Genomic DNA, 26,998 nt, shown 5'->3' on the forward strand with positions numbered 1-26,998 from the left:
CGGCACCGCGGCGTGGCCGCGATGCCGTCGGATGGATCAGTCCTGCAGGCTGGAGGCCAGCTGCTTGACGCGGGCCAGGTCGCCCTTGGCAACACGGGCCACACCGGTGCCGTACTCCGGGTCGGCTTTGTACAGGAACGACAGGATGATGTGCTTGCTCTCGGTGTCGGTGTTGGACAGCGACTCGCCGAAGCTCTGCACCAGATCTGCACGATCCTTCTTGCCGTAGGAGCGGTACAACTCACCGGCCTGCTTGAAGTTCTGCTCTCGGGTGATCTTAGCCTGCTGGGTGGTACCGGACAGCGGCAGTTCGCTGTAACGCGCGGCGGTGTCCTGCGGACGCGGCTCCAGGCGGCTCGGCTCGTAGTTCACGCCGCTGCTGGTCTGACCGATGTTGCCCTGACCATCCTGATTGCCGTTATTGACGGCCACGCGCGGACGGTTGACCGGCAGGCTCAGGCCGTTGGCACCGATGCGATACAACTGGGTGTCGGCGTAGGAGAAGATACGGCCCTGCAACAGGCGGTCTTCAGACGGTTCGATACCCGGCACCAAATTGGCCGGCGCCATCGCGACCTGCTCGGTCTCCTGGAAGAAGTTGTCGACGTTCTTGTTCAACACCATCTGGCCGACCTTCTGTTCCGGCACGTCCGGCCAGATCTTGGTGGCATCGAGCGGATCGAAATCGAACTTGGCCAGGTCTTCCGGCTTGAGCACCTGCACATACAGGTCCCACTTTGGGTAATCGCCCTTCTTGATCGCGCCGACCAGATCGTTGGTCAGGTGGCTGTAGTCCTTGGACTGTACAGCGGCAACCTGCTTGGGATCGAGGTTCTTGATGCCTTGCAGCGTTTTCCAATGGAACTTGACGTAGTGCACTTCGCCCTGCGCGTTGACCAGCTTGTAGGCGTGCACGCCGTTGCCATCCATGAAGCGATAGCCGGCAGGCGTGCCTTCGTTGGAATACAGCAGCGTCAGCGTGCGCGTGCCTTCAGGCACGTGCGAGAAGAAATCGAATCGGCGCGAGTCGTCGTCGAGATTGGTGCGCGGGTCCGGCTTGAACGCGTGGACCATGTCGGGGAACTTGATCGCATCGCGGATGAAGAAGGTGGGGAAGTTGTTGCCGACCAGATCCCAGTTGCCTTCGCTGGTGTAGAACTTGGTCGCGAACCCGTGCGGGTCGCGCAGCGTTTCAGGCGAGTGATTGCCATGCACAACGGACGAAAAGCGCACGAACACCGGGGTCTTTTCGCCGGCGCTGAACACCTTGGCCTTGGTCAGGGTGGACAGATCGGCAGTGGCAGTGAACTCGCCTTTGACACCGGTACCGCGCGCATGCACGACGCGCTCGGGAATGCGCTCGCGATCGAAGCGCTGCAGCTTCTGGATCAGCTGCACGTCCTGCAGCAAGGTCGGGCCGTTGGCACCTGCCGTCTGCGAATTCTGGTTGTCGCCAACCTTGGCGCCGTTGTCGCGGGTCAGTACAGATTGGGCGAAGACCGGCGGAGCGATCAGCGTGGGGGCTAGCAGGGCTAGCACCATGAGGGATCCAGGGCGCATGGCGTCAGCTCGTGTTGAAGGACCTGAATCATGGCGAGCGGGCCGAAGTGTGAAAAGTCATTAGTTATGATCGCAGCGATAGGCGAACATGATGATGACTGCGTTGCGTGATATGCATCGCTTTTCGTGTGGCAGCGTGTTGCAGATAACGCGACTGCTTCAGCTTCAAGCGTCTCGTCTGCATTCGCGTCGCATGACGTCACTACCGAAAAACGTAGGCCGATGCTGCACTGCAAGGCGATGCAACGCGAAAAAACACTGCATCTGCAGCAACCAACGCGATGCCTGACAAGCAACTGCGCCCGTATGCATGCATGAGGTGACACAGGCTGCGCATGATCGCTCGCGGCGGCATGCCGGATGACGACGCTGCCATGCGTGGCAGTTGCTATGCAGTGCTCAAGTACAACCTTGTCGACCGAGACCAGGCGGTTGAGATCACTGAGCGCTTGAGATCACTGAGCGCTGCATTGGCATGCTACGTGCCGATGCACTCAGCGCCCGATCACCCGCTTGAACGGCGGCAAGGCATCGATGATGCGTTTGCCGTAGCGACGCGTCAGCAGGCGAGAGTCGAGAATGATCACGCGGCCGTGGTCATTGGAGCTGCGGATCAGCCGCCCTGCAAACTGGGTGAGCGTGCGTAGCGCATGCGGAATCGCAATCAGGTTGAACGCATTGTGGCCGCGGCTTTCCAGCCACTCGCTCAAGGTCGACGTCTGCGGGTCGGTCGGCACCGCGAATGGCACCTGGGTGATGACCACCGTGGTGCACGCATCGCCGGGCAGGTCCAGGCCTTCGCCAAAAGAATTCAAACCGAACAACACCGAGCCTTCGCCAGCAGCGATGCGGCGCATGTGTTCGGTGATCAATTGCGACTTGTTGCCTTCGCCCTGCACCAGCACACGGTTGCGCTGGGCCAGCGGCATCAGGTCGGCGACCTTCTCCATCTTCCAGCGCGAGGTGAACAGCACGATGCTGCCCTTGGCGTTCCAATCCAGTTCGCGCACCAGATACTTGGCCACTTCCTTGGGATGCCCTTCGCGGTCGTCCGGGGTGACCGGAAAATTGGGCACGATCAGTTCGGCCTGATTGGGCAGGTCGAATGGCGAGGCCAGCGAGGCCATTTCGGCGTGATCGGGCAGGCCGTTGTCGATGGCGAAGGATTGGAAATCGCCACCGCCAGTGAGCGTGGCCGAGGTCATCACCACCGAATCCACTTCGTTCCAGATCATCGTGCGCAGCACTTGCGCAGCCGACACGGGAGAGCAGTGGCAGATCAGATCACCCTCGCGCGAGAGGGTGATCCAGCGCGCCATCGGCGGCTGCCCTTCCTTGTCTTCGCGCCGCCAGCCACTCCACAGATTGTGTTGCTGCTCGGCCATTTCCAGCGCCAGGCCCAGGTTGCGTTGCAGGCGTTCGCGTGCGGCATCGTCCTGCTTGCCCTTGGCCACTGCGCCATGTGCGGCATGCACCCAGTTGAACAGCGCGCGGGTTTCTTCGCCCAGTTCTTCGATGGCCGGGCCCCACTGCGGCGGCAACTTGCCGTTGGCGGCACGCCACAACGGATCGCGCTCGCCAGGCTCGGGCTTCCACACGCGCTCGACTTCGGCATGGAAGGCCTTGAGCAGTTTGGACACGCGCGCGGCCACCTCAATGGCTTCGTTGGGCAGCAGGTTGCCGACCTTGTCCTTGTCCACCGCGCGATAAGCGGCGGCAATGAGAATCTGCATGCGGCCAGTGCGCTTGGCCATCTCGTCCAGCGGCAGATTGGCCGCGCCCTGGTCGATGGCCACGCCGGCGATGTGATGGCCTTCGTCGAGCACCAGCAACATGTCCGATGGCGGCGCGATCAGCGGCTGGCCGTTTTCGGCATCGCCCAACGACAGCGAGGACAGCAGCAAGGCGTGGTTGGTGACCACGATCTGCGCTTCGCGCACATCGGTGCGTGCCTTGAGCACCGGGCATTGCGCGGCATAACTGCAGCGGCGCCCCGCACAGCCGGAGGCGGGCGTGGTGATGCGCATGCGCAACGGCACCGAGACCTGCTCGGGGGCATCGTCCAGGTCGCCGCTCCAGGTGCGCGCGGCGTAGGCCTTGGCCAGCCGTTTGGCCAGATCGGCATCGACGGGGCTGAGCGGGCGATCGTAGAGCGCCTGCTCGTCTTCGAACATGGCGTTCTGGCTGGTGTCGCCTTCCAGCTCGGCGGCATTGCGCGTGCACAGATAGCGGGTGCGGCCCTTGGCCAGGGCGACGGTCGCTTCCAGGCCGGTGGCTTTGAGGAAGGCAGGGATATCGCGCTCCACCAGCTGCGACTGCAGCGCCACGGTGCCGGTGCTGATCACCAGCTTCTTTTTGGTCGCCAGGGCGATCGGCACGCCGGCGGTGAGATAGCCCAGGCTCTTGCCCACCCCGGTGGGCGCCTCGGCGATGCCGATGCCGCCGGAGGTCGGCCAGCGCACGCGAGACCAGACCGATCATCTGACTCTGCGCGCGACGGGTGGCAAAGCCGGGCGTATTGGCCTGCAGCTTGGCGTAAGCGTCGCGGATGCCGGCCTTGATCGGGTCGGTCAGCACACGCTGGGCGGGGACGGGCGCGGACGGCGCAGCCGGTGGGGCAAGGTCACTCATCGCGCTATTTTCGCACGGACCGGCGCAGCGCCTGCGACCGAGACGCGCGGCAGCTGAACCTGTTTGCCGGGTGCCCTTGCACGGTTTGGCGACCGATGTCCGGAGCGGATGACGCAAGCGCGCGCGTCGGCAGATGGCGGCGAATGCTGCACGCGGGATCTGCGTGCACGCTGCGCTTGCCGCTTTCGATCAACCCTGGTCCTTCTGGGCGCCACTCAGAGTTGCGTTGGCGGTGCTCGAAGACCGGCGACCGCCGCGGACACCCCACAGCTGGACTCCGTGGAATGTTGGATCAACCGCGTCGCGGCCAGGCGTAGCGCGCCCAGACCACGCCGATCACGGCCATGGCCACGCCCATCGCCAGCATGCCGATGCCCACACCGGCCGGACCGAAGCGTTCGTACAGCAGTCCGCCCCGGTTGACGGTGGCCAGCGCCTGCGGATGCAGCAACGTCCAACCGCCCTGCCCTGCACAGATCAGCCCGACCAGGACGAGCGCCAACGCCTTGAGCGGGATCATGCGCGCGGACCCGCAGCAGGCGGCAGCCGTTGCAGGCTGCGCGCCAGGGTCCAGACCAGCACGCCGATGCCCACGCCTTGCACGGCGGTCAGTACGAAGCGGCCGACGCCCATCACCAGACCAATCTGGCGCACGTTGCCTTGCTGCAGCAACAGCATCGGAATCGCCTGCAAGGCCACCTCGGCCAGCACACAGCCCAGCAGCAGCCACAGCCCGGCCAGCGCGGCACGCCGCAGCGGTCCGTGCGGGGCCCGCCATAGCAATACCAGCCCCAGCAACAAGGCGATCAGCATCGGCACCCGCGACAACAGGCTGGTGATCAGGCTGAGCAGGATGTCGGTGGTGGTCATGGGCAACGGCTCAGTCCGCGCTGACCAGCACGGCGTCGCGCGCGCGCAGCGCGGCATAGACCGGGTCGGTGTCCGGACGCACGCCATGCCACAACGCGAAACTTTCCGCGGCCTGCTCCACCAACATGCCCAGGCCGTCGATGGCGTAACGGCAGTGCGCAGCACGTGCCCAGGCCAGGAACGCGATGGCGGTTTCGCCGTAGTTGAGATCCACCGCGGCGGTCAGGCTGTTGACCAGGCCCAACGGCAGCGAGAACGCACCGGCGTCGCGGTCGCGCCCGGCGGCGGTGGCGTTGACGATCAGCTCGAAGTCGCCCAGTTCGCGCAGGTCTTCGATGTAGCGCGACACCACCCGACCGGGTTCGCCCAGCGCATCGCACAGCGCATCGGCGCGCTCGGGCGAGCGGTTCACCACCACCATCTCGGTGATGCCGGCATCCAGCAGCGCCGGTGCCACCCCGCGTGCGGCGCCGCCGGCGCCCAGCAGCAACACGCGGCGACCGCGCAGATCCAGGCCGTGGCGATCGGTGAGGTCACGCACCAGGCCAACGCCGTCGGTGTTGTCGCCCTGCCACTGGCCATCGTTACGCACGAGCGTGTTCACCGCTCCAGCCAGCTGCGCGCGATCGCTCAGGCTGGCGGCCAGCGCAAAGGCGGCCTCCTTCAACGGCAGGGTGACGTTTGCGCCCTTGCCGCCTTCGTCGGCGAAGCGCTGCAGCGTGCTGGCGAACGCGTCCGGCGGCGCATCGATGGCGGTGTAGTCCAGCGCGATGCCGGTCTGCTTGCCGAAGTCGGCATGGATGGCCGGCGACAGCGAATGGGCGACAGGGTGACCGAACACGGCATAACGGGATACGGGCATGAAACGCTCTCTGGTTGACTAGACTGGGCGCGACTTGGAGCAGGAACACCGCATGCAACTTCGATGGACGCCGCTCGCGCTGGCGGCGAGTTTACTCTTCGTCCCGTCCGCGTCGGGACTTGCCGAGTTCGGCATCGAAGGCATGGGTGTGGTGTCCACGCCGGCCAACGAGGCGCACGCCACGCTCAGCCCGGACGGGCAGCGCATCGTCTGGGCCAGCGACCGCGCCGGCGGCGCCGGGGGGTGGGACCTGTGGCAGGCGCAGCTGCGCGGCGGGCGCTGGCAGGACGCGCAGCCGCTGCCGCTCAACACCGCCCAGGACGAGATCACGCCGCTGTTCAGTGCCGATGGACGCTGGCTGCTGTTCGCCTCGTCGCGGCCCGGTGGCGCCGGTGGCAGCGATCTGTACCGCGTGCCGGTGGATGCGCAAGGCGGCCTGGGCGCGGTGCAATCGCTGGGTGCGGCGATCAACAGCCGCGGCGACGAGCGCGCACCGAGCCTGTCGCTGGACGGCACGCGCCTGCTGTTCGCCAGCGATGGCCACGGCGGCGCCGGCGGCCTGGATGTGTTTGTGGCGCACTGGGACGGGCGCGCGTTCACCGCGCCTGCGCCGCTGCGCGACATCAATACCGCGGCCGACGAACTGGATGCGGCCTGGCTCGGCGACGGGCGTGGCCTGGTATGGGCGCGTGGTGCTGTCGATGGCCCCAGCCAGTTGCTGCTAGCCACATGCAACAACGGGCACTACGCCCAGGGCCAGCCGTTGCCGCTGTCGTTCAACGGGCCGCAGGAGCGCACGTTTGCGGCGGTGGTGGATGCGTCCAAACCGGGCGAGCTGCTGGTGACCGGCAGCGCACGTGCACCACGCGCGGGCCAGCTGGATCTCTACCGGATGAAGGCGCCGGCGGTGGAGGGCGATGCCAGCTGCCGCTGAGGGCGGATGGATGCGCGAAGTCAAAACAAGAGCGGCTGGCAAAGCACTTCGCGCAGGTCTATTTCAAAGCAGAGGATGTGGGTCTTCAATGCAGGGCAGCTGCGCTGCGGCCTGGTTGTAGAGCTGCTGACTTGCGGCTTGGCTGCAGCGCTACAGAGCGCTGACTTGCGGCTTGATCTGCGGCTAGGCTGCAGGGCCCACCCGCCTACCATCGCGGGACACGCTGCAAGTACGTCCTTGTCAGCTATTACGCGGCATCCTGGCCGCGTAAGGTCCCGCGACGGTAAGCGGGCAAGGGTCCGTCGAGATAGTCGGTGTGCACGGTCAAGAGCAGTGACGTGCATTTTGGATAATGGTGTGCCAACCACCCAATGCCGATGCACCTTGCGCGAAAGACGCTTTTCACGGGGCCACTGACCAACTCCCTGGTGCGCTGCCCTCCCTGCTTGCGGGGCCCTGTAGCGGCATGGATGCTGCCACCGAGCCTGCACGGACGGATGCACGGCGTGTCCCGCGAGCGGTGAGGGCGCCGCGCACTCGACCAAGCAGGCTTTGACGTGTTGTTAGCCCCTCCAAGGCTGCGACGCAGTGGTCATGACTGTGCTCAATACACATCGCGCCGATAGCGGCCCGCTGCCGTCAGCGCATCCACGCGGGTGTCGCCCAGCAGCTCGCGCAGCGTGACGTCGACCGCGCGCGCCATGCTGTCCAGGCTGCCGCAGACATGGATCACCGCACCGCGATCGATCCAGTGCCGTAGCGCGTCGCCGGCGTCGCGCAATTGATGCTGCACGTAGCGCTTGTGCGGCTGATCGCGCGAGAACACCCAATCCAGTTGTTGCAGATGACCGCTTGCCTGCCAGGCCTGCAGTTCCTCGGCCAACAGCCGGTCGTGTGCGGCATGGCGTTCGCCGAACAGCAGCCAATGCCCGTGCATGCCGGCCAGCTCGGCCTCGCGCAACAAGGCGCGCAAACCGGCGATGCCGGTGCCGTTGCCGATCAACACCATCGGCGCCGCTTCGATGCGATGGAAGCCGGGATTGGTGCGCAGCCGCGCGCGCACCGCCGCCCCCATCGGCGCATGACAGATCAACCAGCCCGAGCCCAGCCCTGGACTGCCATCGCTGCGGGTGGTCAGGCGCACCACCGCCGTGGCCACGCCATCGGCCGGCACGCTGGCCAGCGAGTAGTCGCGCGTGGGCAACCAGTCGCAGGCATCCAGCCAGGTTTGTGGATCCGGACACGGCGCGGGCGGCGTCGCGGGCGCGGGCGGCAGCACACGCTCGGCAGCGGCCTGATGCAGCGGCAGCAACTGCGCATCGACATGCACCAACGCATCGGACGACAGGCCCCACGCCACCAGACACGCACGCACCTGCGCATCGGCGTGCGCAGGCTGCACTTCGAGGATATCGCCCGCCTGCCAGTGCGCCTCAAACGGTGGCTGCAGGTCGATACGCCAGATCGGCGCGCCCTCGCTGCCCGGGTTGAGATGGGTGCGCGACGACAGCGCCCACTGGGTCAGGCGCGGACGCGTCAGCGCAACCGCGGCCAGCGGCGCGCCGGCAATCTGCGCCAGCTGCGCATGCCATTGCGCCAGCGCCTGCGGATCGGCGTTGTCCATTTCCACGGTGGGAAATAACGCGCGTGCACCCTGCGCGTCCAGCCACTGCTCGATGCGCCGCGAAAACCCGCAAAACTGCGCGTATTGGCGGTCGCCCAATGCCAGCACCGCGTAGGCCAGCTGCGGCAAGCCGATGCGTTGGCGCATCAGTTCGCGCTCGAACGCGCGCGCCGCATCCGGCGGCTCGCCATCGCCGAACGTGCTAATCACCAGCAAGGCATGCCGGGTGGCCTGCAGTTGCTGCGCATCCACCTGCGCCAGCGCGCGCACCTGCACCGGCAGGCCGGCCGCTTGCAGATGCCCGGCCGCCTGCCAGGCCAGCCGTTCGGCAAAGCCGCTCTGGCTGGCGAAGGCGATCAACCACGGCTCGGCCTGCGAGGCCGGCGGTGCGTTCTGCAGCACCACGCGTGCGGCGCGCAGCTCGCGCTTCTTGCGGCGGCGATCCAGGTACAGCATCCAGCCGCTGATGAAGAACACCGACATGCCGAGGCTCGCCAGCATCACCACGATGCGCCCCGGCAAGCCGAAGAAACTGCCCGAATGCAGCGGGAACATGCTCACCAGCCATTGCTGGCCGCGCGGCAGCCGCGCGTAATCCTGGCGCTGCAGCAAGGCACCTCTGGCGGCGTCGATTTCCAGATTGTCGTAGGCGCGGTCGTGGTCGGGCCGGTCCGGCAAAAACCGCACGCTCATCGGCTGCCCGGCACGGGTGGGCACCCGTAGATCCAACGCGGCGTGATGGGTCCCAGGAATACCATCCAAGGTGCGCTGCACACGTGCGAAATTCACCGTCGCCGGCCGATGATCGCCCCCGTCGCCGCGCATGGCCGGCTCCTTGCCGAGCAAGGCCACCATGCCGTCGCGGTACCAGTCGTACGACCAGGTCAGTCCGGTCAGCGCGACCAGCAGATAGACCAGCAGACACCAGGTGCCGAATACCGCATGCAGGCTCCACAGAAAACTGCGCCCCTGCCGCCGCCATTCCACCACCCACCAGGTCCGCAGGCTCCACCAGCGCCGCGGCCAACGCAGATACAGCCCGGACGCGCAGAAAAACAGCAGGATCAAGGCGCACGCCCCGGTCACTGCCTGGCCGCGTTTACCCGCAGTCAGATTGCGGTGCAGGTCCTCGATGAACGCAAACGCCCCGCTCAGGCGCGGTGCGGCGACACGCGCGCCGGTATAAGGATCGAAGTACACGCGCCCGCCGCCCTTGCCCGCCAGACGTGCGGTGGATGGCCGCGCGCCGGTGGGGTCGATCAGCATGCGTGTCACCGCCTGCTGTTTTCCTGCGTCGCGCGGCAGCAGGTCGAGGCGCTGCAGCAACACATCCACCGGCAACACACGCTCGCCGGCGGCATGCCGCACCGCCAGCTGCGCGATGGCCGGGTTGGCCAGCCGCACGATTTCGTTTTCGAAGGACATCAGCGCGCCGGTCACGCCCATCACCGACAGCACCAGCCCGGCGGTGATGCCGAGCAGCCAGTGCAGTTGGAACAGAACCGTCTTGAACACGCGCGAACAACCTGAAGCAGCAGGGCTCGCTATTGTAGATGAGAATCGTTATCGCAGTTGACGCACTTGGTTCGATCACGGTTGCGTGGTCTCGTAGGCGGTCTGCCTGACTACGACTCCTGCGCATCCGGATCAAACGCTTAGTTGTCAGCCTGCGTTGTCAGGCCGACGACGTGCCAGATACGGGAGGTCGATCGCATGGCATCAGATCAAATCGCTGCAGCGCGAAGCGGGCCGGCTATGCCGGTCCATGCAAACACGCGGAAGATCCGACCGAAACGATCGACGACCTGCTTCACTACATCGCACCCACCTGCAGCGGCATCCACGAAAGATGCCACCACAGCGCCGCTCCACGCAGCACGTCTGGGCGCGCTCAGCCTTCGCGCAACCAGCGCGCCACTTGTGGCGCGAAATACGTCAGCACGCCGTCGGCGCCAGCGCGCTTGAAAGCCATCAGCGCTTCCAGCACGCAGCGGCGCTCGTCCAGCCAGCCGTTGGCCGCCGCCGCCTTGAGCATCGCGTACTCGCCGCTGACCTGGTACGCAAACGTCGGCACGCGGAATTCTTCCTTCACCCGACGCACCACATCCAGGTACGGCATGCCCGGCTTGACCATCACCATGTCCGCGCCTTCTTCCAGGTCCAGCGCGATCTCGCGCATGGCCTCGTCGCTGTTGGCCGGGTCCATCTGATAGGTGGTCTTGTCGGCCTTGCCCAGATTGCCGGCGCTGCCCACCGCATCGCGGAACGGGCCGTAGAACGCCGAGGCGTACTTGGCCGAATACGCCATGATGCGCACGTTGAGATGGTCGTCGGCATCGAGTGCGCGGCGAATCGCGCCGATGCGGCCATCCATCATGTCCGAGGGCGAAATGATGTCCACCCCGGCCTGCGCATGCGACAGCGATTGCTTGACCAGCGCCTCGACGGTGATCTCGTTGAGCACATAGCCGGTGTGATCGATGATGCCGTCCTGACCGTGCGTGGTGTACGGGTCCAGCGCCACGTCGGTCATGATCCCCAGCTCCGGGAAGCGCGATTTGAGCGCGCGCACCGCACGCTGCGCCAGACCGTCCGGATTCCAGGCTTCGGCGGCATCCAGGCTCTTGCCCGCCGGGTCGATCACCGGGAACAGATCGATCACCGGGATGCCCAGTTCCAGCGCGTTTTCCGCCTCGCGCAGCAGCTCGTCCAGCGACAGCCGCTCCACGCCCGGCATCGAGGCGATGGGCGCGCGGCCGGATAACTCATGCACGAACACCGGCCAGATCAGGTCATCGGTGGTCAGCGTGTTTTCGCGCATCAACCGACGCGAAAACGCATCGTGGCGCATGCGACGGGGGCGATAGTGCGGATGGGCCATAACACGGCTCCTTGAGATAGCGCGTCAGTTTACGCCCGCCATTGCGTGCGGGACGCGCTGCGACGCAGTGTCGCAGCGCTGCAACGGCATGGCAGGCCGCGATCGGCGTGGCCTATCTGCAGGTCGGGCAGCGCTCCCAAGGCTGGGGATGCAAGCCCTGCCCGATGCGTGCGTCGACACACGCCGACGCGCATATCCCCCTGTCGAAAGCGCCCTAGATCACCCCGCCACCCAGGCTCAGGCGGATCACTCCAACCACGATCACCAGAGCATTGAGCAGCAAGCCGGTCTTGGCCCGGCCGCGGTTGCCGGCCGAGGTGAACAACAGCGCGATCGCCGCGATCAGCGCACCCACCGCCGCGAACGGAATCAGGAACCAGTTGCCCCATCCCAGCAATGGGATGAAGGCCAGCACCATCCACAACAGCGCCACAATGCCCCAGAGCAGGCTGATCAATCCCACGTGCCACCTCGTCTATCAAAGAAACGCCGAGCTTAACGGGGCGGCAGCCAAGACGCCGTGGGCGGGCGGTCACCCTGACCAATGGCGGCTTGGCGGTAGCCTCACATGGGCGTGGCTAGGGTGCGACGAGGCACGGAGCGATCCAGTGCGACTGACAAACCCATTGGGCAGCCGCCGCCAGGTGCCACGGCGGGCGCTCGGTGCGGACTGGACCGCTCGTACACAGTGGCTCCTCCGCGTCGCCAGCACCTATCTGACGGCGGTTTGTTACCTCGTGTTAGCCACTCTTCAGTCCGGGCGCCGGATCATCGCCGTCATCACCAACATTCAGGGGGCCACATCATGAACAGGCATTTCGTCGTCGGCGCTGCACTGGCCCTGCTGCTGGCCGGCTGCGCCAGCAGCTCCAAGGTGATGCTCGGCCAGGCGCGCGCGCCGATCGACCCCACCCAGGTGCAGGTCTATTCGCACGCCCCGGTCGGCTCGATGGAGATCGCCCAGCTCGAATCCACCAGCGCCGCCGGCTTCGGCACCCAGGGCCAGACCGATGCCGCCGTGCAACGGCTCAAACGCGAAGCCGCCAAGCTCGGCGCCAACGGCGTGGTCATCGTCGGCGTCGGCTCCGAGCGCTCTGGCGGCGGCCTGTCGGTGGGCGGCGGCAGCTACGGCGGCCGCGTCGGCGGCGGTTTGGGGATCGGCATTCCGACCACGCAAAAGCGCGCGGCTGGGATGGCGATCTGGGTGCCGGCGGGGGCGGAAACCGGCGCCATGCCGGACGCACCACCTCCAGCGCGCTAACCGTCCAACGGCTTTAAACAACGCAGGCATGAGGCGGCGACGACCGCTGCCGCATGCCTGTGTTGCGCCGTGTGCTCAGCGCTTGTTCTGCTGTGCCGGAACGAACTGCGTCTCCACCGCCTTGGCCAGCTGGTCCGGCGGGAGCAGGCCCTGGTCGAGCAGGAAGTTGTTGAACGCCAGGCGGTCGAACTTCTTGCCTAGCGCCAGTTCGGTGCGCATGCGCAGTTCGAGGATGCGGGTGTAGCCGTAAAAGTAACTGCCGGCCTGGCCGGGGGCGCGGACGGTGTAGCGGTCCAGTTCCTGGCGAGTCATGGCGGGCGAGAGGCCGACGTCGTCTTCCAGTACCTGGCGGGCGCGTTCGCGGTCGATCAGGCCCAGGTTGAGCATGGGGTCGAGCATGGCGCGGGCGGCGCGCAGCAGGCGGAACTGCAGGGCGATCAGCTGCCCGTCGAGCGGCTCGTATGGGACCATTTCGGCTTCGGCATACAGCGCCCAGCCTTCGACGTTGACCGAGTTGAACGCGAACATGCTGCGCGCCAGCGAGACGCCGCGTTCGACCATGGCGGTGAACTGCAGTTCGTGGCCAGGGCGGCCTTCGTGGGCGCTGAGCGTCCAGGCGGCCGAGCCGAAGTTGAAGTCGTCGTACTGCTCCTTCTTGGCGCCGTCGGCGGTCGGGTTGCCCAACGGCAGCACGAACTGGCCTTGCTGGCCGGTGTTGCCGATCAGCGGTGCCGGCAGGAAGTGCGGTGCCGGTTGCGCAGCGCTTTCGGCGGCACTGCCCAGGCGCATCTGCATCGGGCGGTTGGGCACATCGACGATGCGCTGCTGACGAATGATCGGATCGATCTGGTCGATCACGCCGCGGTAGTAGGTTTCCAGCTGGTCGTCGGCGATGGTGTTGCCCTTGAGCGCACGGATCACCTGCACATAATCGCTACCCTGCACGCCCTTGGCCTTGGCCACCAGCGGGGCGAGCTGGCGCATGGCCGAGCGCGTTTCCATGAATTCCAGCTGCGCGCGCTGGATCAGCACCTGCGGGGCGATATCGATGCCGACCTGCTTGAGCTGGAACGCATACAGCGGCTCGGGCAGACGGGTGTCCTTGCGCGCCTTGGGCAGCACGTTGGTGCGGGTCCAGCTGGCGTAATCCTTGAGCTGGATGGACATGGTCTTGAGCGCGTCGTCGGTGCCAGCGATCTTGTACTTGGCGAACAACTCGCCGATGCCTGCGATGTAGGTGTCCACGTTGGCCAGCGCCTGTTCCACTTCGCGCTGGGTGGGCTGCAGCAACGCCTTGTTGCTCAGCTTTTCCTCGTAGCGCTGCCGCGCTAGCGTGGTAGTGGGCGTACTCCCCGGCGCCAGGCCGACATAACGCTTGAGGCGGTCCAGCGCTTTGGCGCGGCGCTCGGGCACGGTCTGGTCGGACAGCAGACCGTTGAGGCCACTGAAGACCGCCTCAGGCGCGTCGCTCCAGGGCAGCAGATAACGCTCGTTGAGTTCGCTGCCTTCGATGTTCTGCTCGGCAGCGCCGATCATGATCTGCAGGTCCTGGCGCACATTGGCATCGCGCTCGGTGGCGAGCTTGGTTTGCAGCGTGGCGCGCGCCTTGCGCATGGCATCGCGATAACGCGCGGCGTTGTCCGGCCCCAGGTCGACAACCTGATCGTCGTAGCCGGGCACACCGAAGAAGCTGGCGTATTCGGGCTGGAACGGCGCCTGCGCGTTGAGCAGGATCTGCGCATATCCGTTGCTGGTCTGCACCCAGGCCGGGCTGGCGGGTTGTGTGGGCGCGGTCTTGCCGGTCTGTGCCTGCAACGGCAACGAAGAACCGAGCGCCAGCGCAACGGCGAGAACGAGTGGCTTCATGAGGCAGATCCGCGAATTGAGTAGCGCGACCCTACGCATCTGCGGCGGCGGCAGCAATCCGCCTTAAGTCATGGCGTACGGGGCTGCGACTGCGCGGGAGTTGCAGACGTCGCTGGCGACAGGTTGATCGGGTCGCCGTGTGGACCGGCAAACGTCAGGGTCTGGTAGGTCCAACGGCCGTGCATGCGCGTGGCATCCACTTGCACGTTGCCGCTACCGCGCGGCCCGTGCAGGCCCACGCTGAAATGCGCCTCGCCAATGTCGCCGACATAACTGATGCTGCCATCGGGCAGAAACGCTTCGGTGATGGGAGTGCCCAGGGTCTGCACGACATGCGTGTCGGCCTTGGCGATGCGCAGCGCGTCGCGGTACACATCGCTGGATTTCACTGCCGCAGTAATCACGTAGATCAACGCGCCGATCACCAATGCCAGCAGCAGAAATAGCGCCACGCCGATGCCGGGAACGACCCACTTCCAATGCCGGCTCCAGAACTCGACAGAGCGCAAACGATGCGGCGATGCAACGGGAATGGGGGGCGGCAGCGACATGGCACTCCGTGTGCGAACGCAGGGGAAACCGACAGGCGATACGTCTAACGCAGCGGCAACCGTCTACTGCTGTGACGGCACCAGGCAGCGCTGCAAAAACGCCTCGGCGGTCTTGTACCGGTGCAGTGCATTACTGCCGGATAGCCCGTGCTTTGCGCCTGGATACGTCATCAACTCGAACGGCGTACCGCGCTGCTGCAGCTCGCTCATCAACGCGGTGGAATTGGTGAACAGCACATTGTCGTCGGCCATGCCGTGGATCAGCAGCAGCTTGGCCTGCAGGCCATCCAGGTGGGTGGCGACGCGCGCGTTGCGATAGCCATCGGCGTTGCCGGCCGGCAGGTCCATGTAACGCTCGGTGTAGTGGGTGTCGTACAGACCCCAATCGGTCACCGGTGCACCGGCTACGCCGCAGGCATAGGCGTCGCTGTGTTTGGCCAGCAGCATCAGCGTCATGTAGCCGCCGTTGGACCAGCCCTGCACGCCGATGCGCGCCGGATCCACCCAGCGCTGGGTCTTGAGCCAGGCCACGCCTTGCAGCTGGTCGTCCACTTCCACCGTGCCCTGCTTGCCGTACAGCGCGCCACCGAAGTCGCGGCCGCGTCGCGGAGTGCCGCGGTTATCCAGTGAAAACACCACGTAGCCGCGCTGCGCAAGATATTGATCGAACAACGCATCGCCACGGCTGGGCCACGCATCGAGCACGGTTTGTGCAGCGGGGCCGCCATAGACATAGACGATGACCGGGTAACGCTTGCTCGCATCGAAGTTGTCCGGCTTGGTCAGCCGGTAGTGCAAGGGTGTCTTGCCATCGGCGGCGGTGAGCGTGCCGAAATTGATCGGGCGCTGTGCGTCGCGGTACCTGGCATACGGATGGTGCGGATCGGCCAAGTCGTTCTTGAGCAAGGTGGCGATTTTTTCGCCATTGGCACGAAACAGCTCGATCTGCGGCGGTGTGGTGGTGTTGGACCAGGTGTCGACATACACGCTGGCGTTGTTGGCGAAGCTGGCCGCATGCGTGCCATTGGATGTCGAGCGTTTTTCGATGACGCCGCCGGCCAGCGGCACTGCATAGAGGTGGGTCTGCGTGGGCGAGTCCTTGCTGCCGGCGAAGTACACCAGCCCGGTCTGCTCGTCGACGGCCAGCAGCGCGTCTACCACCCAGGCGCCGGACGTCAGTGGCGTGAGCGTGGCGCCGTCTTCGGAGGCGAGGTACAGATGTTCGTAACCACTGCGCTCGGAATTCCAGACAAAGCGGCCGTCCTTGAGAAAACGCAGATCGTTGGTGAGTGGTACCCAGGTCGGCGAGCTCTCGGTGATCAGCGTGCGTTGCTTGCCGCTGGCAAGCGTGCTTTCAATCAGCTCGAGCCTTTTTTGATCGCGCGATTGACGCTGAAAGGTCAGCCGCTGCGCATCGCGCCAATCCACACGTGCCAGGTAGATGTCCGGCTGCTTGCCCAGATCGATCCACGTCGGTACGGCGGCGGCGCGCGGTGCGATCACGCCCAGCTGCACGGCGACGTTCGGTTGCCCGGCCTGCGGGTAGCGCTGGCTGATCACCTCGGTGTGGTCGGCATAGACCTCCGGGCGTTTTTGCACCGGCACCTGCGCTTCGTCGATGCGCGCGAAGGCGATCGCCGAATCGTCCGGCGCCCACCAGTAACCGGTGTGGCGATCCATTTCTTCGTCTGCGACGAATTCGGCCACGCCGTTGCCGATGGTCTCGCTGCCGTCGCGGGTGAGCTGCAGCTGTTTACCGCTGGCCAGGTCGATCACCCACAGGTTGCGCTCGCGCACGAAGCTGACAAAACCGCCCTTGGGCGAGAGCTTGGCGTCGGTGGCGAAGCCTTCGCCGTGGGTCAGCTGGCGCACTGCGGCGGCGCCGGTCTTGTGCAGGTCGTACAGATACAACTCGCCCCCCAGCGGGAACAACAACGCCTGCGCATCCGGCGCCCATTGGTAATCGACGATGCCGGTGAGCGCGGCGATGCGTTGGCGCTCGCGGCGGGCCTTTTCCACATCGCTGAGCGTTTCGGTGCCGGGCAACACCACTTTGGAGTCGACCAGCAGCCGGGTCTGGCGGCTAGCGATGTCGTATTCCCACAGATCCAGCTGGTTGCGGTCGCTGTCCTTGCCGCGCAGGAAGGTCACGCGTGAGCCGTCCGGGGCCACCTTGGGCTTGAGCAATGTCGGCCCCGACAGCGGCAACGGGCCGGTGATGGCCTCCAGGGTGAGTTTTTCGGCGTGGGCCATGGGGACGGTGCTGAGCATGAGGGCAAGGGCGGCGAACAGGGCGCGCATCGAAGATCCTGTCTGAAGACAGCGCACAGGATGCGGGCACCTGGGGTGTTTGAGAAGCGTGGCGATGGTGTGTGCTCGCCACGGGATGGTGCGCGCGTGGGTGGGTGCGTGTACTGCAGGGCTGTGCTGGGGGGTGTGGTCGTTCTGCTTTGGGCGAGCAGAAGTGCGTTTGAGCTGGCGGTTGCAGTTGGCGCGCTGCGGAGGGTGCATGCGCATTGCATGCGAAGCAGATTGCGGGGCGCGGTAGGTCTGCCGCTACTTGCGTACCCTCACCCCAACCCCTCTCCCGGGGGGAGAGGGGCTCGATCAGCCGCGTTCGATTTGTCGCGTGCGGTTGATGTGCGCGAGTGCCGCTGCTAACTCTTTGCTGCTGCTTGCTGCTTGCTGTTGCTGCTTGCTGTTGCTGCTTGCTGTTGCTGCTTGCTGTTGCTGCTTGCTGCTTGCTGTTGCTGCTTGCTGTTGCTGCTTGCTGTTGCTGCTTGCTGTTGCTGTTGCTGTTGCTGTTGCTGTTGCTGTTGCTGTTGCTGATGCTGATGCTGCTTGCGTTTGCTGTTGCTGTTGCTGCGCAGTTGCAACAGTCGCCGCGATCGCCACGCGTACTGCTGCGCAACTGCTCCTACTGCGTTGCCTCAGCGCTTGCCGAACAGGTGCTTGCGCTCTTCGTCGCTGAGCGGCTTGCCGGCATTGGGGTTGACCTGCTCCTTGAGCGCATACGCACGCTGGGTGGCCGGGCGGGCGGCGATGGCGGTGTGCCAGCGGTGCAGATTGGGAAACGCTTCGAAGTCGGGCTTGAGGTCGCCATACACCTGCAGCCAGGGATAGCTGGCCATGTCGGCGATGCCGTAATCGTTGCCGGCCAAAAACGCATGCTCGGCCAGGCGCTTGTCGAGCACGCCATGCAGGCGGCGGACTTCGGCGTTGTAGCGATCGATGGCGTAGGCAATCTTTTCGGGTGCGTAGACGTTGAAGTGGCCCATCTGGCCGGTCATCGGGCCCAGCCCACCCATCTGCCAGAACAACCACTCCAGTGCGGCGATGCGGCCGCGGGCGTCGCGCGGCAAGAAGCGGCCGGTCTTCTCTGCCAGATACAGCAGGATCGCGCCGGACTCGAACACCGCCTGCGGCGCGCCGCCATCCGCCGGGGCATGGTCGACAATGGCCGGCATCTTGTTGTTGGGCGAAATCTTCAAGAATGCCGGCTCGAACTGGTCGCCCTTGCCGATGTTGACCGGCTTGAGCGTGTAGTCCAGCCCGGCCTCTTCCAGGAACAAGGTGACTTTGTGGCCGTTGGGGGTGGGCCAGTAGTACAGATCGATCATTGGTTCGCTCCGGTGCGTAAAGGGTGATCAGCGCGGCTGACTGTGGGACCACGGCAGGCAAGTGTTCGGCAGGCCTGCGAGGCGCCGAGGTCGCCACCCGCCCCCGCCCTGCTGAACCTGCCTGCCGCACCTACGCGCCAACTCCGCTCGGCTGAATGTGCGCAGTCGCCATGTCGGTCGCCCTGGAATAGCTGCCACTGTGTCATCGACGCCCGATGGTACGGCCAAGCGATCGAGTGCGGCTGCATCAAGCGATGCGCGTATTGGAACGATGTGTGACGCCATTGGCTTGCGGCCGATGCTGCACTGCAAATTGACTTTGTTAAGCCAGCGCTAACAAATGCGCGATTGCTGTTCGACCTTTGCCTGTCCCGTTTGGGGCCGGCTTTCTTTGCTTGGGGATGGAATCATCGTGAGAGAGCTACGCACCCTGCCGCGCACGCGGCGCTTGACGTCTGCCTTGTTGTTCGCATTGTCGACGCCGCTGGCCGCGCAAACCGCGCCGGCGCCGCAGTCGGCCTCGACCGTCCCCGGCTCCAGCCAGGCAGACCCTGCCACGCTCGATACCGTGCAGGTCAGCGGTATCCGCGGCAGCCTCACCTCGTCGATGAACGTCAAGCGCGACGCGCAGGGCATCGTCGACGGCATCGTGGCCGAGGACATCGGCAAGTTCCCCGATACCAACCTGGCCGAGTCGCTGCAGCGCATCAGCGGCGTGTCGATCGACCGTTCGCTGGGTGAAGGCTCGCGCGTCACCGTGCGTGGCGTCGGCCCGGACTTCAACCTGGTGCTATTGAACGGCCGTCAGATGCCGGGCGCCAGCATCGAAGAATCCAATGCCTCCAACTCGCGTGCGTTCGACTTCGCCAACCTGGCGTCCGAGTCGATCTCCGGCATCGAGGTGTTCAAGACCAGCCGCGCCAGCACGCCCACCGGCGGCATCGGTGCCACCATCAACATCAAGACGGCCCGGCCGCTGGACAACCCGGGCATGCATGCCAACGTGGGCCTCAAGGGCGTGCACGATGCGTCCAACGAGAACCTGCCCGGCCGCCTGCAGGGCGATTCGCTGACGCCGGAAATCTCCGGCATCTTCAGCACCACCTCGGCCGATGGACGCTTTGGCGTGTCGTTGAGCGGCAGCTACCAGGAACGCGACTTCGGCTACAGCCAGGTCGGCGTACCCAACGGCTGGCGCTCGTTCCGTGGCGATTCCACCGCCTACGGCACCATTCCGCAGCCGGGCACGCCGGGCTCGGAGAACATCGTCAACCGCCCCGGCCCGAACGATATCTACTCGGTGCCGCAGAACCTCAACTACCGCGTGGTCGGCGTTGAGCGCCAGCGCACCAATGGCCAGCTGGTGCTGCAGTACAAACCGCTGGACAACATCACCACCACGCTGGATTACACGTACTCGGAAAACAAGATCCAGCAGCAGCGCAACGAAATGTCGGTGTGGTTCAACTACGGCCCCTCCGCCAGCGCCTGGACCAATGGTCCGGTGGCAGGTCCGATCACCTACTCGGAAATCGTCAACCCGGCTACCAGCGATCTGGCTACCGCCGGCTCCAACGCCGCGACGCGCAACCAGAACAAGTCGCTGGGCTTCAACGTGGATTGGGCGGTGAACGATCAGTTCAAGCTCAACTTCGATATCCACCGCTCCACCGCCGAAGCCGGCGCGGACAGCCCGTACGGGTCGAGCAATTCGCTGGGCGTGTCCGGCTTCTACCGCGGCACCTCGGTGGTGGATTTCAGCAAGGATTTCCCGGTGTTGCAGCAGCAGCTGGGCTTTGGCCTGAACGGGCTGGACCCGTCGCGCACGTTGGTCACCGGCTCGGCGTTCCGCAACAGCTACATGAAGTCGGAGATCGACCAGGCGCAGGTCAACGGTGACTTCACCTTCGAAAATTATTCGCAGTTGAAGTTCGGTATCGGCAGCACCGAAGTGAAGAACCGTTCGGCGTTCTCCAACGTGCAGCGCGATACCTGGGGCGGCAACGGCACCGCGGCTGATTACCCGGACGATCTGTGGATTCCGAGCTCGTTCGCGCAGTATTTCGATGCGATCGGCGGCAGCGGCAACCCGGCCCAGTTCAACCAGTTGTTCCTGTTCGACTTCGAGCGCGCACGTCAGGCCGCCGCGCAAGCTGCGGGCGATGACGCGCTGTACCGCATCTCGCCGGTGTTCAACACCGACCGCCGCGTGACCGAAAAATCCAAGAACGCCTACCTGCAGTGGAATAACAGCTGGGACGATCTGCGCGTGCCGATCAGCCTGGCCGCCGGTGTGCGTTACGAAGAAACCAAGGTGGACGCGCAGGCGCTGGTGCCGGTGGCGGTCGGCATCGATTGGGTCGCCAACAACGAGTTGCCGATCCGTCTTGCCGACTCGGCCTTCGCCGGCGGCAGCGGCAAGTACGAATACTGGCTGCCCAGCCTGGACCTGAGCTTCAAGCTCACCGACGACCTGGTGCTGCGCGGCAGTTACGGCGAAACCATCGGCCGTCCCGGCTGGGGCGACATCCAAGGCGGGCAGACGCTCAACCAGATCGCACGCCTGGAAGGCGGCACCGGCCAGGAAGGCAACCCCGGCCTGAAGCCACTGCTCTCGCACAACATCGATGTTTCGCTGGAGTGGTACTACAACGATGCCAGCTACGCCTCGGTGGGCTTCTTCCGCAAGAACATCGACAACTACATCGGTGTGACCACGCGCAACGACACCGCGCTGGGATTGAACACCCCGGTGGGCGGTGCGTACTGGAACGAAGCGCTGGGCAACGGCTGCGCCTCGGCCGACCTGACCTGTATCCGCAACTACATCTTCCGCAACCGCGGCGGCGCGCCCGGCGTGGTGCGCGGGGCCGACGATGCCAACGGCAACGCCACCGGCGTGATCAGCGGGCAGCCCGGCGACCCGGTGGCCAACTTCGCCATCACCGCGCCGGCCAACCAGCGCTCGGCGTCGCTGGACGGTTGGGAATTCAACCTGCAGCACATGTTCGGCGTCAGCGGCTTCGGCGTGTCGGCCAACTACACCATGGTCGACTCCGGGCTGACCTACAACAACGCGGTGATCGGCGAGCAGTTCGCGCTGGAAGGCCTGAGCGATTCGGCCAACGTGGTCGGCTTTTACGACAAGGACAAGTGGCAGGTGCGTGCGGCCTACAACTGGCGCGACGAATTCCTGGCCGCGCGTTTCGACGGCAGCGGCCAGCCCAACCCGGTCTACACCGAAGCCTATGGCCAGCTGGATCTGAGCATCGGCTACCAGTGGAACGAGAACCTGTCGCTGAGCCTGGAGGCGATCAACCTCACCGACGAAGTGCAACGCCAGCACGGCCGGCAGAAGAACCAGATCGTCTATGCCACCCAGACCGGCCCGCGCTACATGCTGGGCCTGCGCTACAAGTTCTGGTGATGTAATTGCGGCACCGAGCATCCCGGCAGCGCGTCTGCCGGGATGCTTGCACGACCTTCCTGCGACAGGTGCAGCACGACAGCGGCACTTGCCGCGCGAGGGGTAACTGTCCAAGCATGGGCCACGCGCCCCCGCGTGATGTGGCGACCCCCATGACCAATGCTGTGTTGTTGAACAATCTCGATCACCGCGATCTGCGCGTGATCACCGCCTATGGCGCCGCCTATGGCGATGACGTGATGTCGGCGGCGACGTTTCCGCAGGAATTCCGCCAGCTGCAAGGCCAATACCCGATCGTGTTCCACCGCAACGATAGCGGGCGGTTTCAACCGCTGGCCCTGCTGGGATTACGCCTGGGCGAAAACCTGTTTCTGGACGGCGCGCGCTGGGATGCGCCGTATGTGCCGATGGCGATCCAGCGCCAACCGTTTCTGATTGGCCAGCAACCGGAAGGGCCGATGGTGCACGTGGATCTGGACAGCCCACGCATCAGCACCCAGGACGGCGAGCTGCTGTTCCGCGAACACGGCGGCACCACCGATTTTCTGTATCACATCAGCCAATTGCTGCGCACGCTGCACGATGGGCTGGCGGCGAGCGACGCCTTCGTCGAGCGCCTGCTGCGCTACGAGTTGCTGGAACCGTTCGTGTTCGAAGCGACCCTGGATAACGGCCTGGACTGCCGGCTGGCCGGCCTGCACACCGTGCACGAAGAACGCCTGCGCGCGCTCGGCAAGACGGCGCTGCTGGACCTGCACCGGCATGGCGATCTGGAGCCGCTGTACATGGCGGTGGCCTCGGTCGCGCAATTCCGCCACCTGCTCGAACGCCTGAATCGCCGCCATGCCGGCTGAGCCGCGCGCCATCGACGAACGCCACGGCCTGGATCCGCAACAGCTGGATCCTGCGCTGCTGGGTTCGACCACGCCGCTGGTCCTGCGCGGGCTGGTGCGCGACTGGCCGTTGGCGCAAGCCGGTGCGCAGTCCGCGCAGGCGGCCGCCGCGTACCTGCGTGGATTCGATCGCGGCGAAGCGGTGGTGGCGCAAGTCGGGCCACCGGAGATCGGCGGGCGGTTCTTCTACAACGCGGACATGAGCGGCTTCAACTTCCGCCCCGAGCGCGTGCCGCTGGCGGTGGTGCTGGACACCTTGTTGCGCGACCTGCACAACGCGCAGCCGCCGGCGATCTATGTCGGCTCCACCACGCTGGACACCTACCTGCCCGGCCTGCGCGCGGCCAATCCCATCGCGCTACCGCAGGCCGAGCCGCTGGCCAGCATCTGGATCGGCAACCGCACGCGGATCGCCGCCCATCAGGACCTGCCGGACAACCTGGCCTGCGTGGTCGCCGGGCGCCGCCGCTTTACGCTGTTTCCGCCCGAGCAGTTGAGCAATCTGTACATCGGCCCGCTGGATCTAACCCCGGCCGGTCAGCCGGTCAGCCTGGTGGATATCGCCGCGCCGGACCTGCAGCACTTTCCGCGCTATGCGCAGGCGCTGGAGCATGCCGTGGTCGCCGAGTTGGAACCGGGCGATGCGCTGTTCATTCCCAGCATGTGGTGGCACCACGTCCAGGCGCTGGAAAGCTTCAACGTGCTGGTCAATTTCTGGTGGCGGCAAAGCCCGGCCTACATGGATTCGCCGATGAACGCGCTGATGCTGGCGTTGCTCACCCTGCGCGACCTGCCGCCGGAACAACGCGCCACCTGGCAGGAGGTGTTCCGGCATTACGTGTTCGAAGCCGATGAGAGCACTGCCGCGCACGTGCCCGACGCGGCGCGCGGTGTGCTGGCCCCGATGGACGACAACCGTGCCCGCAGCCTGCGTGCACGCTTGCTGCAACGCTTGAACCGCTGAGGACTGACGCATGTCGTACACCGCCCCCTTGGACCCCCAGCAGCGCCCGGTGCGGCGCGTCGTCATCGCCGGTGGCGGCACCGCCGGCTGGATGGCTGCCGCCGCACTGTCCAAGCTGCTGGGCCGGCAGTTGCAGATCACCCTGGTGGAGTCGGATGAGATCGGCACGGTAGGCGTGGGCGAAGCCACCATCCCCAGCCTGGTCACCTTCCACCGGCTGCTGGAGATCGACGAAGCCGCGTTCATGGCCGCCACCCAGGCCACCTTCAAACTCGGCATCGGCTTCGAGCATTGGCGCGATGTGGACAAGCACTACATCCACTCCTTCGGCCACACCGGCACCGATCACTGGAGCGCGGGGTTTCACCACTTCTGGTTGAAGGGCCGCCAGCGCGGTGTGGCGCGCGACTTCGGCGACTACTGCCTGGAATTACGCGCCGCCCAGGAAGGCCGCTTTGCGCATCTGCCCAACGGTGGCATGAACTACGCCTACCACCTGGATGCGGGTCTGTATGCGCGCTTCCTGCGCCGCTTCAGCGAAGGCTTTGGGGTGCAGCGCATCGAAGGGCGCATCGGCGAGGTGCAGACCGACCCGGACAGCGGCTATCTCACTGCGCTGACGCTACAGGACGGCACCCGCGTGGAAGGCGACCTGTTCATCGATTGCACCGGCTTTGCGGGGTTGCTGATCGGCAAGACGCTGGGCGTGGGCAGCGACGATTGGTCGCGCTGGTTGTTTGCCGACAGCGCGCTGGCGGTGCAGACCGAGTCGGTGGGCCCGCCGGTGACCTATACGCGGTCGCGCGCGGATCAATCGGGCTGGATGTGGCGCATTCCGCTGCAGCACCGCGTGGGCAACGGCATCGTGTATTCCAGCCGGTATACCGATCAGGACAGCGCACGGGCCGTGCTGGAGCGCAACCTGCAAGGACGTGCGCTGACCGAACCGCGGGCGCTGCGCTTCACACCCAATCAGCGCCACCGCGTGTGGGAAAAGAACTGCGTGGCGTTGGGGCTGGCCAGCGGATTTCTGGAGCCGATCGAGTCGACCAATATCCATCTGATCCAGCGCGGCATCGTCCGCTTGCTGCAGACCTTTCCGCAGACGATCAACGCGGTCGACATCGCCGAATACAACCGCCAGGCGGCCGATGAGATCGCGCATATCCGCGATTTCGTGATCCTGCATTACCACGCCACCGATCGCCGCGACACGCCGTTCTGGCGCGACTGCGCAGCGATGGACATTCCCGACTCGTTGCGCCACCGCATGGAGCTGTTTCGCCAGAGCGGGCGCGTGTTCCATCAGGGCAACGAGTTGTTTGCAGAGAACTCCTGGGTGCAGGTGATGCTGGGCCAGGGCATCACCCCGCAGCAGCACCACCCGGTCGCCGACCTGATGGGCGATGCGGAGCTGCGCCATTTTCTGGAGAGCATCCGCCAGCGCGTGGACGCGACCGTGGCCACGTTGCCTCCGCATGCGGACTTCCTGCGTCACCACTGCCCCGCCCCGCCGCTGCCCGACCCGGCCGCCCGCGCGCCGTCCGATGCGGCGCTGGCGGCCCCGGCAGGATGAATTTCGCATCCGGCTGCGGCAACCCTTGGCTTACACCGCCCCAGCAATGCTAGATTGCGGCATTGCCGTCCATTGCGGGAACAATGGCCGGCGCTCGCCGTAGCAACGTTATCTTTCGCACTCGGGGTAAGGGGGACGCATGTTGGATCTGACACAGGGCCGTATGGCACGCCGGATCGCGCCGGTCATTTTGCTGGTTGGCCTGGCTGCCTGCTCCAAGCAGGAAGACAAGGCCGCCACCACCGCGCCAGCCACCGGCGCTACGCCGGCAGCATCGGCTGCGGCACCGACGCCCGCCACCGCGGTGTCGCCGCAGGTGCAATCGATGGCCGCCGATCAGTTGCGCGAATCGGCCACCAAGGCGTTGCAGGACAACCGCATGTACGCCCCGGTTGGCGACAACGCGGTGGAGTACTACCTGGCCCTGCGTGAGAAGCAGCCGCAGGACGCCACCGTCAACAGCGCGCTGACCGACCTGCTGCCGTACACGCTGATCGCCGCCGAACAAGGCATCAGCCGCGAAGAGTTCCCCGAGGCGCAGCGCCTGATCGCGCTGATCGAAAAGGTCGACCCCAAGGCACCGGCACTGCCGCGCCTGAAGTCGGGCCTGGAGACGGGCATGAAGACCGCCGCCAACCGCTCCGAGCAGGATGCCGAGCAGGCCAAGAAGTTGGTCGAGGACAAGGCCAAGCAGGCCGCCGAGCAGAAGCGTCTGGCCGAACAGCAGACCCGCGAAGCCGCCGCTGCCCAGCAGATTGCCGCCCAGCAGGAAGCCGCCCGCCAGCAGACCGCCGAAGCCGAGCGCCAGGCCGCTGCCCGCCGTCAGGCGGAGGCCCCTGCCCCGGCCGCACCACGCCCGGCACCGGCAGCCGCCGCAGCAGCAGCGCCCGCTGCACAGTCGCTACGTCCGATCAGCACCCCGGCACCGCGCTACCCACCCGAAGCGCTGCGCGCCGGCACCTCCGGCGAAGTGCTGGTGGAGCTCACCGTGGGCACCGACGGCTCGATCACCGCCTCCCGCGTGCTACGCGCCAACCCGCCGCGCGTGTTCGATCGCGAAGCGCTCAACGCCGTGAAGCGCTGGCGCTTCGAGCCGGTTGCCGCACCGGTCACCACCCGCCGCACGCTGTCGTTCAATCCGGGCGGTTGAGCCCGCGCTGGGGAAGGCGTCGCTACTTGCCGACGCCACCCTGGATCCCACGCCCCTCAATACCGGCGCGCTGCAGTAGGAGCGCGCCGGTATTGAGGGGCGTTGCGGGATCGGAGATCGCCCGCACCGGGATCACAGGCGTCTAGGACTGCAACCGGCGCGCGCTTCCGCACTTCGCCGCTGCTGATTGACGCAACAACTATTGGAAACGCAAAAGCCCGCAGCGATGCGGGCTTTTGCGTTGTGGAGCGCGTGTGGCTGCACGTGGATGTGCGACAGCGACGTCCCTCATCGAGAGCGTTACTGGGGCGTGCTGGCCGTACCCTCA

General features: G+C 65.8%; 19 protein-coding genes, 1 other RNA gene and 1 pseudogene. 8 read left to right on the top strand and 13 right to left on the bottom strand.

From position 1 onward, the window contains the following. Positions 1 to 36: 36 nt before the first annotated feature. The 5 genes and pseudogenes from katB to aroE all read right to left on the bottom strand — a co-directional run bounded on the left by katB (position 37) and on the right by aroE (position 5,923). Positions 37 to 1,542 carry a catalase KatB gene (gene katB, locus ACZZ0O_RS03885; protein WP_193552479.1) on the bottom strand — a complete coding sequence of 502 codons (1,506 nt, stop codon included), beginning with the start codon at positions 1,540 to 1,542 and terminating at the stop codon, positions 37 to 39. Positions 1,543 to 2,054: 512 nt separating this feature from the next. Continuing rightward, positions 2,055 to 4,191: pseudogene (dinG, locus tag ACZZ0O_RS03890) on the bottom strand (ATP-dependent DNA helicase DinG). Between the two features lie 292 nt (positions 4,192 to 4,483). Further along, entirely contained in the window at positions 4,484 to 4,711 is a 228-nt protein-coding gene (locus tag ACZZ0O_RS03895; RefSeq protein ID WP_055847167.1) for a hypothetical protein, read from the bottom strand. Next, complete coding sequence (locus ACZZ0O_RS03900) at positions 4,708 to 5,061, bottom strand: hypothetical protein (protein ID WP_055847164.1); 354 nt, start codon at positions 5,059 to 5,061, stop codon at positions 4,708 to 4,710. Before ACZZ0O_RS03900 ends, ACZZ0O_RS03895 begins: the two co-directional genes overlap by 4 nt. A 10-nt stretch (positions 5,062 to 5,071) precedes the next feature. Continuing rightward, a complete protein-coding gene (aroE, locus tag ACZZ0O_RS03905) occupies positions 5,072 to 5,923 on the bottom strand; it encodes a shikimate dehydrogenase (protein WP_055847161.1) in 852 nt (283 codons plus the stop codon). 52 nt (positions 5,924 to 5,975) lie between these two features. On the opposite strand from aroE, the gene ACZZ0O_RS03910 reads away from it, so the two are divergent. Further along, positions 5,976 to 6,857, top strand: a complete 882-nt coding sequence (locus tag ACZZ0O_RS03910; protein WP_463592271.1) for a TolB family protein — start codon at positions 5,976 to 5,978, stop codon at positions 6,855 to 6,857. Between the two features lie 604 nt (positions 6,858 to 7,461). Here ACZZ0O_RS03910 and ACZZ0O_RS03915 read toward each other — a convergent pair. The 3 genes from ACZZ0O_RS03915 to ACZZ0O_RS03925 all read right to left on the bottom strand — a co-directional run bounded on the left by ACZZ0O_RS03915 (position 7,462) and on the right by ACZZ0O_RS03925 (position 11,819). Further along, the gene (locus ACZZ0O_RS03915) at positions 7,462 to 9,996 is read right to left on the bottom strand and encodes a PepSY domain-containing protein (RefSeq protein ID WP_463592272.1); all 2,535 of its coding nucleotides are present in this window, start codon (positions 9,994 to 9,996) and stop codon (positions 7,462 to 7,464) included. A 376-nt stretch (positions 9,997 to 10,372) separates the two neighbouring features. After that, positions 10,373 to 11,362, bottom strand: a complete 990-nt coding sequence (gene hemB, locus ACZZ0O_RS03920; RefSeq protein ID WP_316689210.1) for a porphobilinogen synthase — start codon at positions 11,360 to 11,362, stop codon at positions 10,373 to 10,375. A 214-nt stretch (positions 11,363 to 11,576) separates the two neighbouring features. After that, positions 11,577 to 11,819 (bottom strand): hypothetical protein, encoded by a 243-nt coding sequence (locus tag ACZZ0O_RS03925; RefSeq protein WP_193589340.1) that lies wholly within the window; start codon positions 11,817 to 11,819, stop codon positions 11,577 to 11,579. 213 nt (positions 11,820 to 12,032) lie between these two features. On the opposite strand from ACZZ0O_RS03925, the gene ACZZ0O_RS03930 reads away from it, so the two are divergent. Both ACZZ0O_RS03930 and ACZZ0O_RS03935 read left to right on the top strand, forming a co-directional pair. Then, a non-coding RNA gene (locus ACZZ0O_RS03930) (sX9 sRNA) lies at positions 12,033 to 12,108 on the top strand. A gap of 59 nt (positions 12,109 to 12,167) precedes the next feature. Next, on the top strand, positions 12,168 to 12,623 hold the full coding sequence (locus ACZZ0O_RS03935) for a hypothetical protein (RefSeq protein WP_115529411.1): 456 nt from the start codon (positions 12,168 to 12,170) through the stop codon (positions 12,621 to 12,623). 75 nt (positions 12,624 to 12,698) lie between these two features. Here ACZZ0O_RS03935 and ACZZ0O_RS03940 read toward each other — a convergent pair whose 3' ends face one another. The 5 genes from ACZZ0O_RS03940 to ACZZ0O_RS03960 form a co-directional block, all read right to left on the bottom strand. Next, positions 12,699 to 14,489, bottom strand: a complete 1,791-nt coding sequence (locus tag ACZZ0O_RS03940) for a DUF885 domain-containing protein (protein WP_463592273.1) — start codon at positions 14,487 to 14,489, stop codon at positions 12,699 to 12,701. A 68-nt stretch (positions 14,490 to 14,557) separates the two neighbouring features. Next, positions 14,558 to 15,040 (bottom strand): cytochrome c oxidase assembly factor Coa1 family protein, encoded by a 483-nt coding sequence (locus ACZZ0O_RS03945; RefSeq protein ID WP_463592274.1) that lies wholly within the window; start codon positions 15,038 to 15,040, stop codon positions 14,558 to 14,560. A 63-nt stretch (positions 15,041 to 15,103) separates the two neighbouring features. After that, entirely contained in the window at positions 15,104 to 17,341 is a 2,238-nt protein-coding gene (locus tag ACZZ0O_RS03950) for a S9 family peptidase (RefSeq protein WP_463592275.1), read from the bottom strand. Between the two features lie 306 nt (positions 17,342 to 17,647). Next, positions 17,648 to 17,935, bottom strand: a complete 288-nt coding sequence (locus ACZZ0O_RS03955; RefSeq protein WP_463592276.1) for a hypothetical protein — start codon at positions 17,933 to 17,935, stop codon at positions 17,648 to 17,650. Positions 17,936 to 17,970: 35 nt separating this feature from the next. Next, positions 17,971 to 18,660 carry a glutathione binding-like protein gene (locus ACZZ0O_RS03960; protein ID WP_115514187.1) on the bottom strand — a complete coding sequence of 230 codons (690 nt, stop codon included), beginning with the start codon at positions 18,658 to 18,660 and terminating at the stop codon, positions 17,971 to 17,973. Positions 18,661 to 19,072: 412 nt separating this feature from the next. Between ACZZ0O_RS03960 and ACZZ0O_RS03965 the strand changes: the two genes are divergently transcribed. The 5 genes from ACZZ0O_RS03965 (at position 19,073) to ACZZ0O_RS03985 (ending at position 26,670) form a co-directional block, all read left to right on the top strand. Beyond that, positions 19,073 to 22,087: a TonB-dependent receptor gene (locus tag ACZZ0O_RS03965; protein ID WP_463592277.1), complete on the top strand. Its 3,015-nt coding sequence runs from the start codon at positions 19,073 to 19,075 to the stop codon at positions 22,085 to 22,087. 152 nt (positions 22,088 to 22,239) lie between these two features. Further along, positions 22,240 to 22,941 carry a SapC family protein gene (locus ACZZ0O_RS03970; protein WP_055847138.1) on the top strand — a complete coding sequence of 234 codons (702 nt, stop codon included), beginning with the start codon at positions 22,240 to 22,242 and terminating at the stop codon, positions 22,939 to 22,941. Beyond that, positions 22,931 to 23,944, top strand: a complete 1,014-nt coding sequence (locus ACZZ0O_RS03975; RefSeq protein ID WP_463592278.1) for a cupin-like domain-containing protein — start codon at positions 22,931 to 22,933, stop codon at positions 23,942 to 23,944. Before ACZZ0O_RS03970 ends, ACZZ0O_RS03975 begins: the two co-directional genes overlap by 11 nt. A gap of 10 nt (positions 23,945 to 23,954) precedes the next feature. Then, the gene (locus ACZZ0O_RS03980; RefSeq protein ID WP_055847132.1) at positions 23,955 to 25,520 is read left to right on the top strand and encodes a tryptophan halogenase family protein; all 1,566 of its coding nucleotides are present in this window, start codon (positions 23,955 to 23,957) and stop codon (positions 25,518 to 25,520) included. 139 nt (positions 25,521 to 25,659) lie between these two features. Further along, positions 25,660 to 26,670: an energy transducer TonB gene (locus tag ACZZ0O_RS03985; RefSeq protein WP_311239327.1), complete on the top strand. Its 1,011-nt coding sequence runs from the start codon at positions 25,660 to 25,662 to the stop codon at positions 26,668 to 26,670. Positions 26,671 to 26,998 lie beyond the last annotated feature (328 nt).

This window comes from Xanthomonas sp. AC360 (genome assembly GCF_979258225.1).

Bases quoted from the DNA above. Each gene is read 5' to 3' on its own strand.
- ACZZ0O_RS03975 (WP_463592278.1), top strand. From the start codon at position 22,931: ATGCCGGCTGAGCCGCGCGCCATCGACGAACGCCACGGCCTGGATCCG.
- ACZZ0O_RS03980 (WP_055847132.1), top strand. From the start codon at position 23,955: ATGTCGTACACCGCCCCCTTGGACCCCCAGCAGCGCCCGGTGCGGCGC.
- aroE (WP_055847161.1), bottom strand. From the start codon at position 5,923: ATGCCCGTATCCCGTTATGCCGTGTTCGGTCACCCTGTCGCCCATTCG.
- ACZZ0O_RS03950 (WP_463592275.1), bottom strand. From the start codon at position 17,341: ATGCGCGCCCTGTTCGCCGCCCTTGCCCTCATGCTCAGCACCGTCCCC.
- ACZZ0O_RS03910 (WP_463592271.1), top strand. From the start codon at position 5,976: ATGCAACTTCGATGGACGCCGCTCGCGCTGGCGGCGAGTTTACTCTTC.
- ACZZ0O_RS03940 (WP_463592273.1), bottom strand. From the start codon at position 14,489: ATGAAGCCACTCGTTCTCGCCGTTGCGCTGGCGCTCGGTTCTTCGTTG.
- ACZZ0O_RS03960 (WP_115514187.1), bottom strand. From the start codon at position 18,660: ATGATCGATCTGTACTACTGGCCCACCCCCAACGGCCACAAAGTCACC.
- ACZZ0O_RS03900 (WP_055847164.1), bottom strand. From the start codon at position 5,061: ATGACCACCACCGACATCCTGCTCAGCCTGATCACCAGCCTGTTGTCG.
- ACZZ0O_RS03895 (WP_055847167.1), bottom strand. From the start codon at position 4,711: ATGATCCCGCTCAAGGCGTTGGCGCTCGTCCTGGTCGGGCTGATCTGT.
- ACZZ0O_RS03985 (WP_311239327.1), top strand. From the start codon at position 25,660: ATGTTGGATCTGACACAGGGCCGTATGGCACGCCGGATCGCGCCGGTC.
- katB (WP_193552479.1), bottom strand. From the start codon at position 1,542: ATGGTGCTAGCCCTGCTAGCCCCCACGCTGATCGCTCCGCCGGTCTTC.
- ACZZ0O_RS03945 (WP_463592274.1), bottom strand. From the start codon at position 15,040: ATGTCGCTGCCGCCCCCCATTCCCGTTGCATCGCCGCATCGTTTGCGC.
- hemB (WP_316689210.1), bottom strand. From the start codon at position 11,362: ATGGCCCATCCGCACTATCGCCCCCGTCGCATGCGCCACGATGCGTTT.
- ACZZ0O_RS03970 (WP_055847138.1), top strand. From the start codon at position 22,240: ATGACCAATGCTGTGTTGTTGAACAATCTCGATCACCGCGATCTGCGC.
- ACZZ0O_RS03935 (WP_115529411.1), top strand. From the start codon at position 12,168: ATGAACAGGCATTTCGTCGTCGGCGCTGCACTGGCCCTGCTGCTGGCC.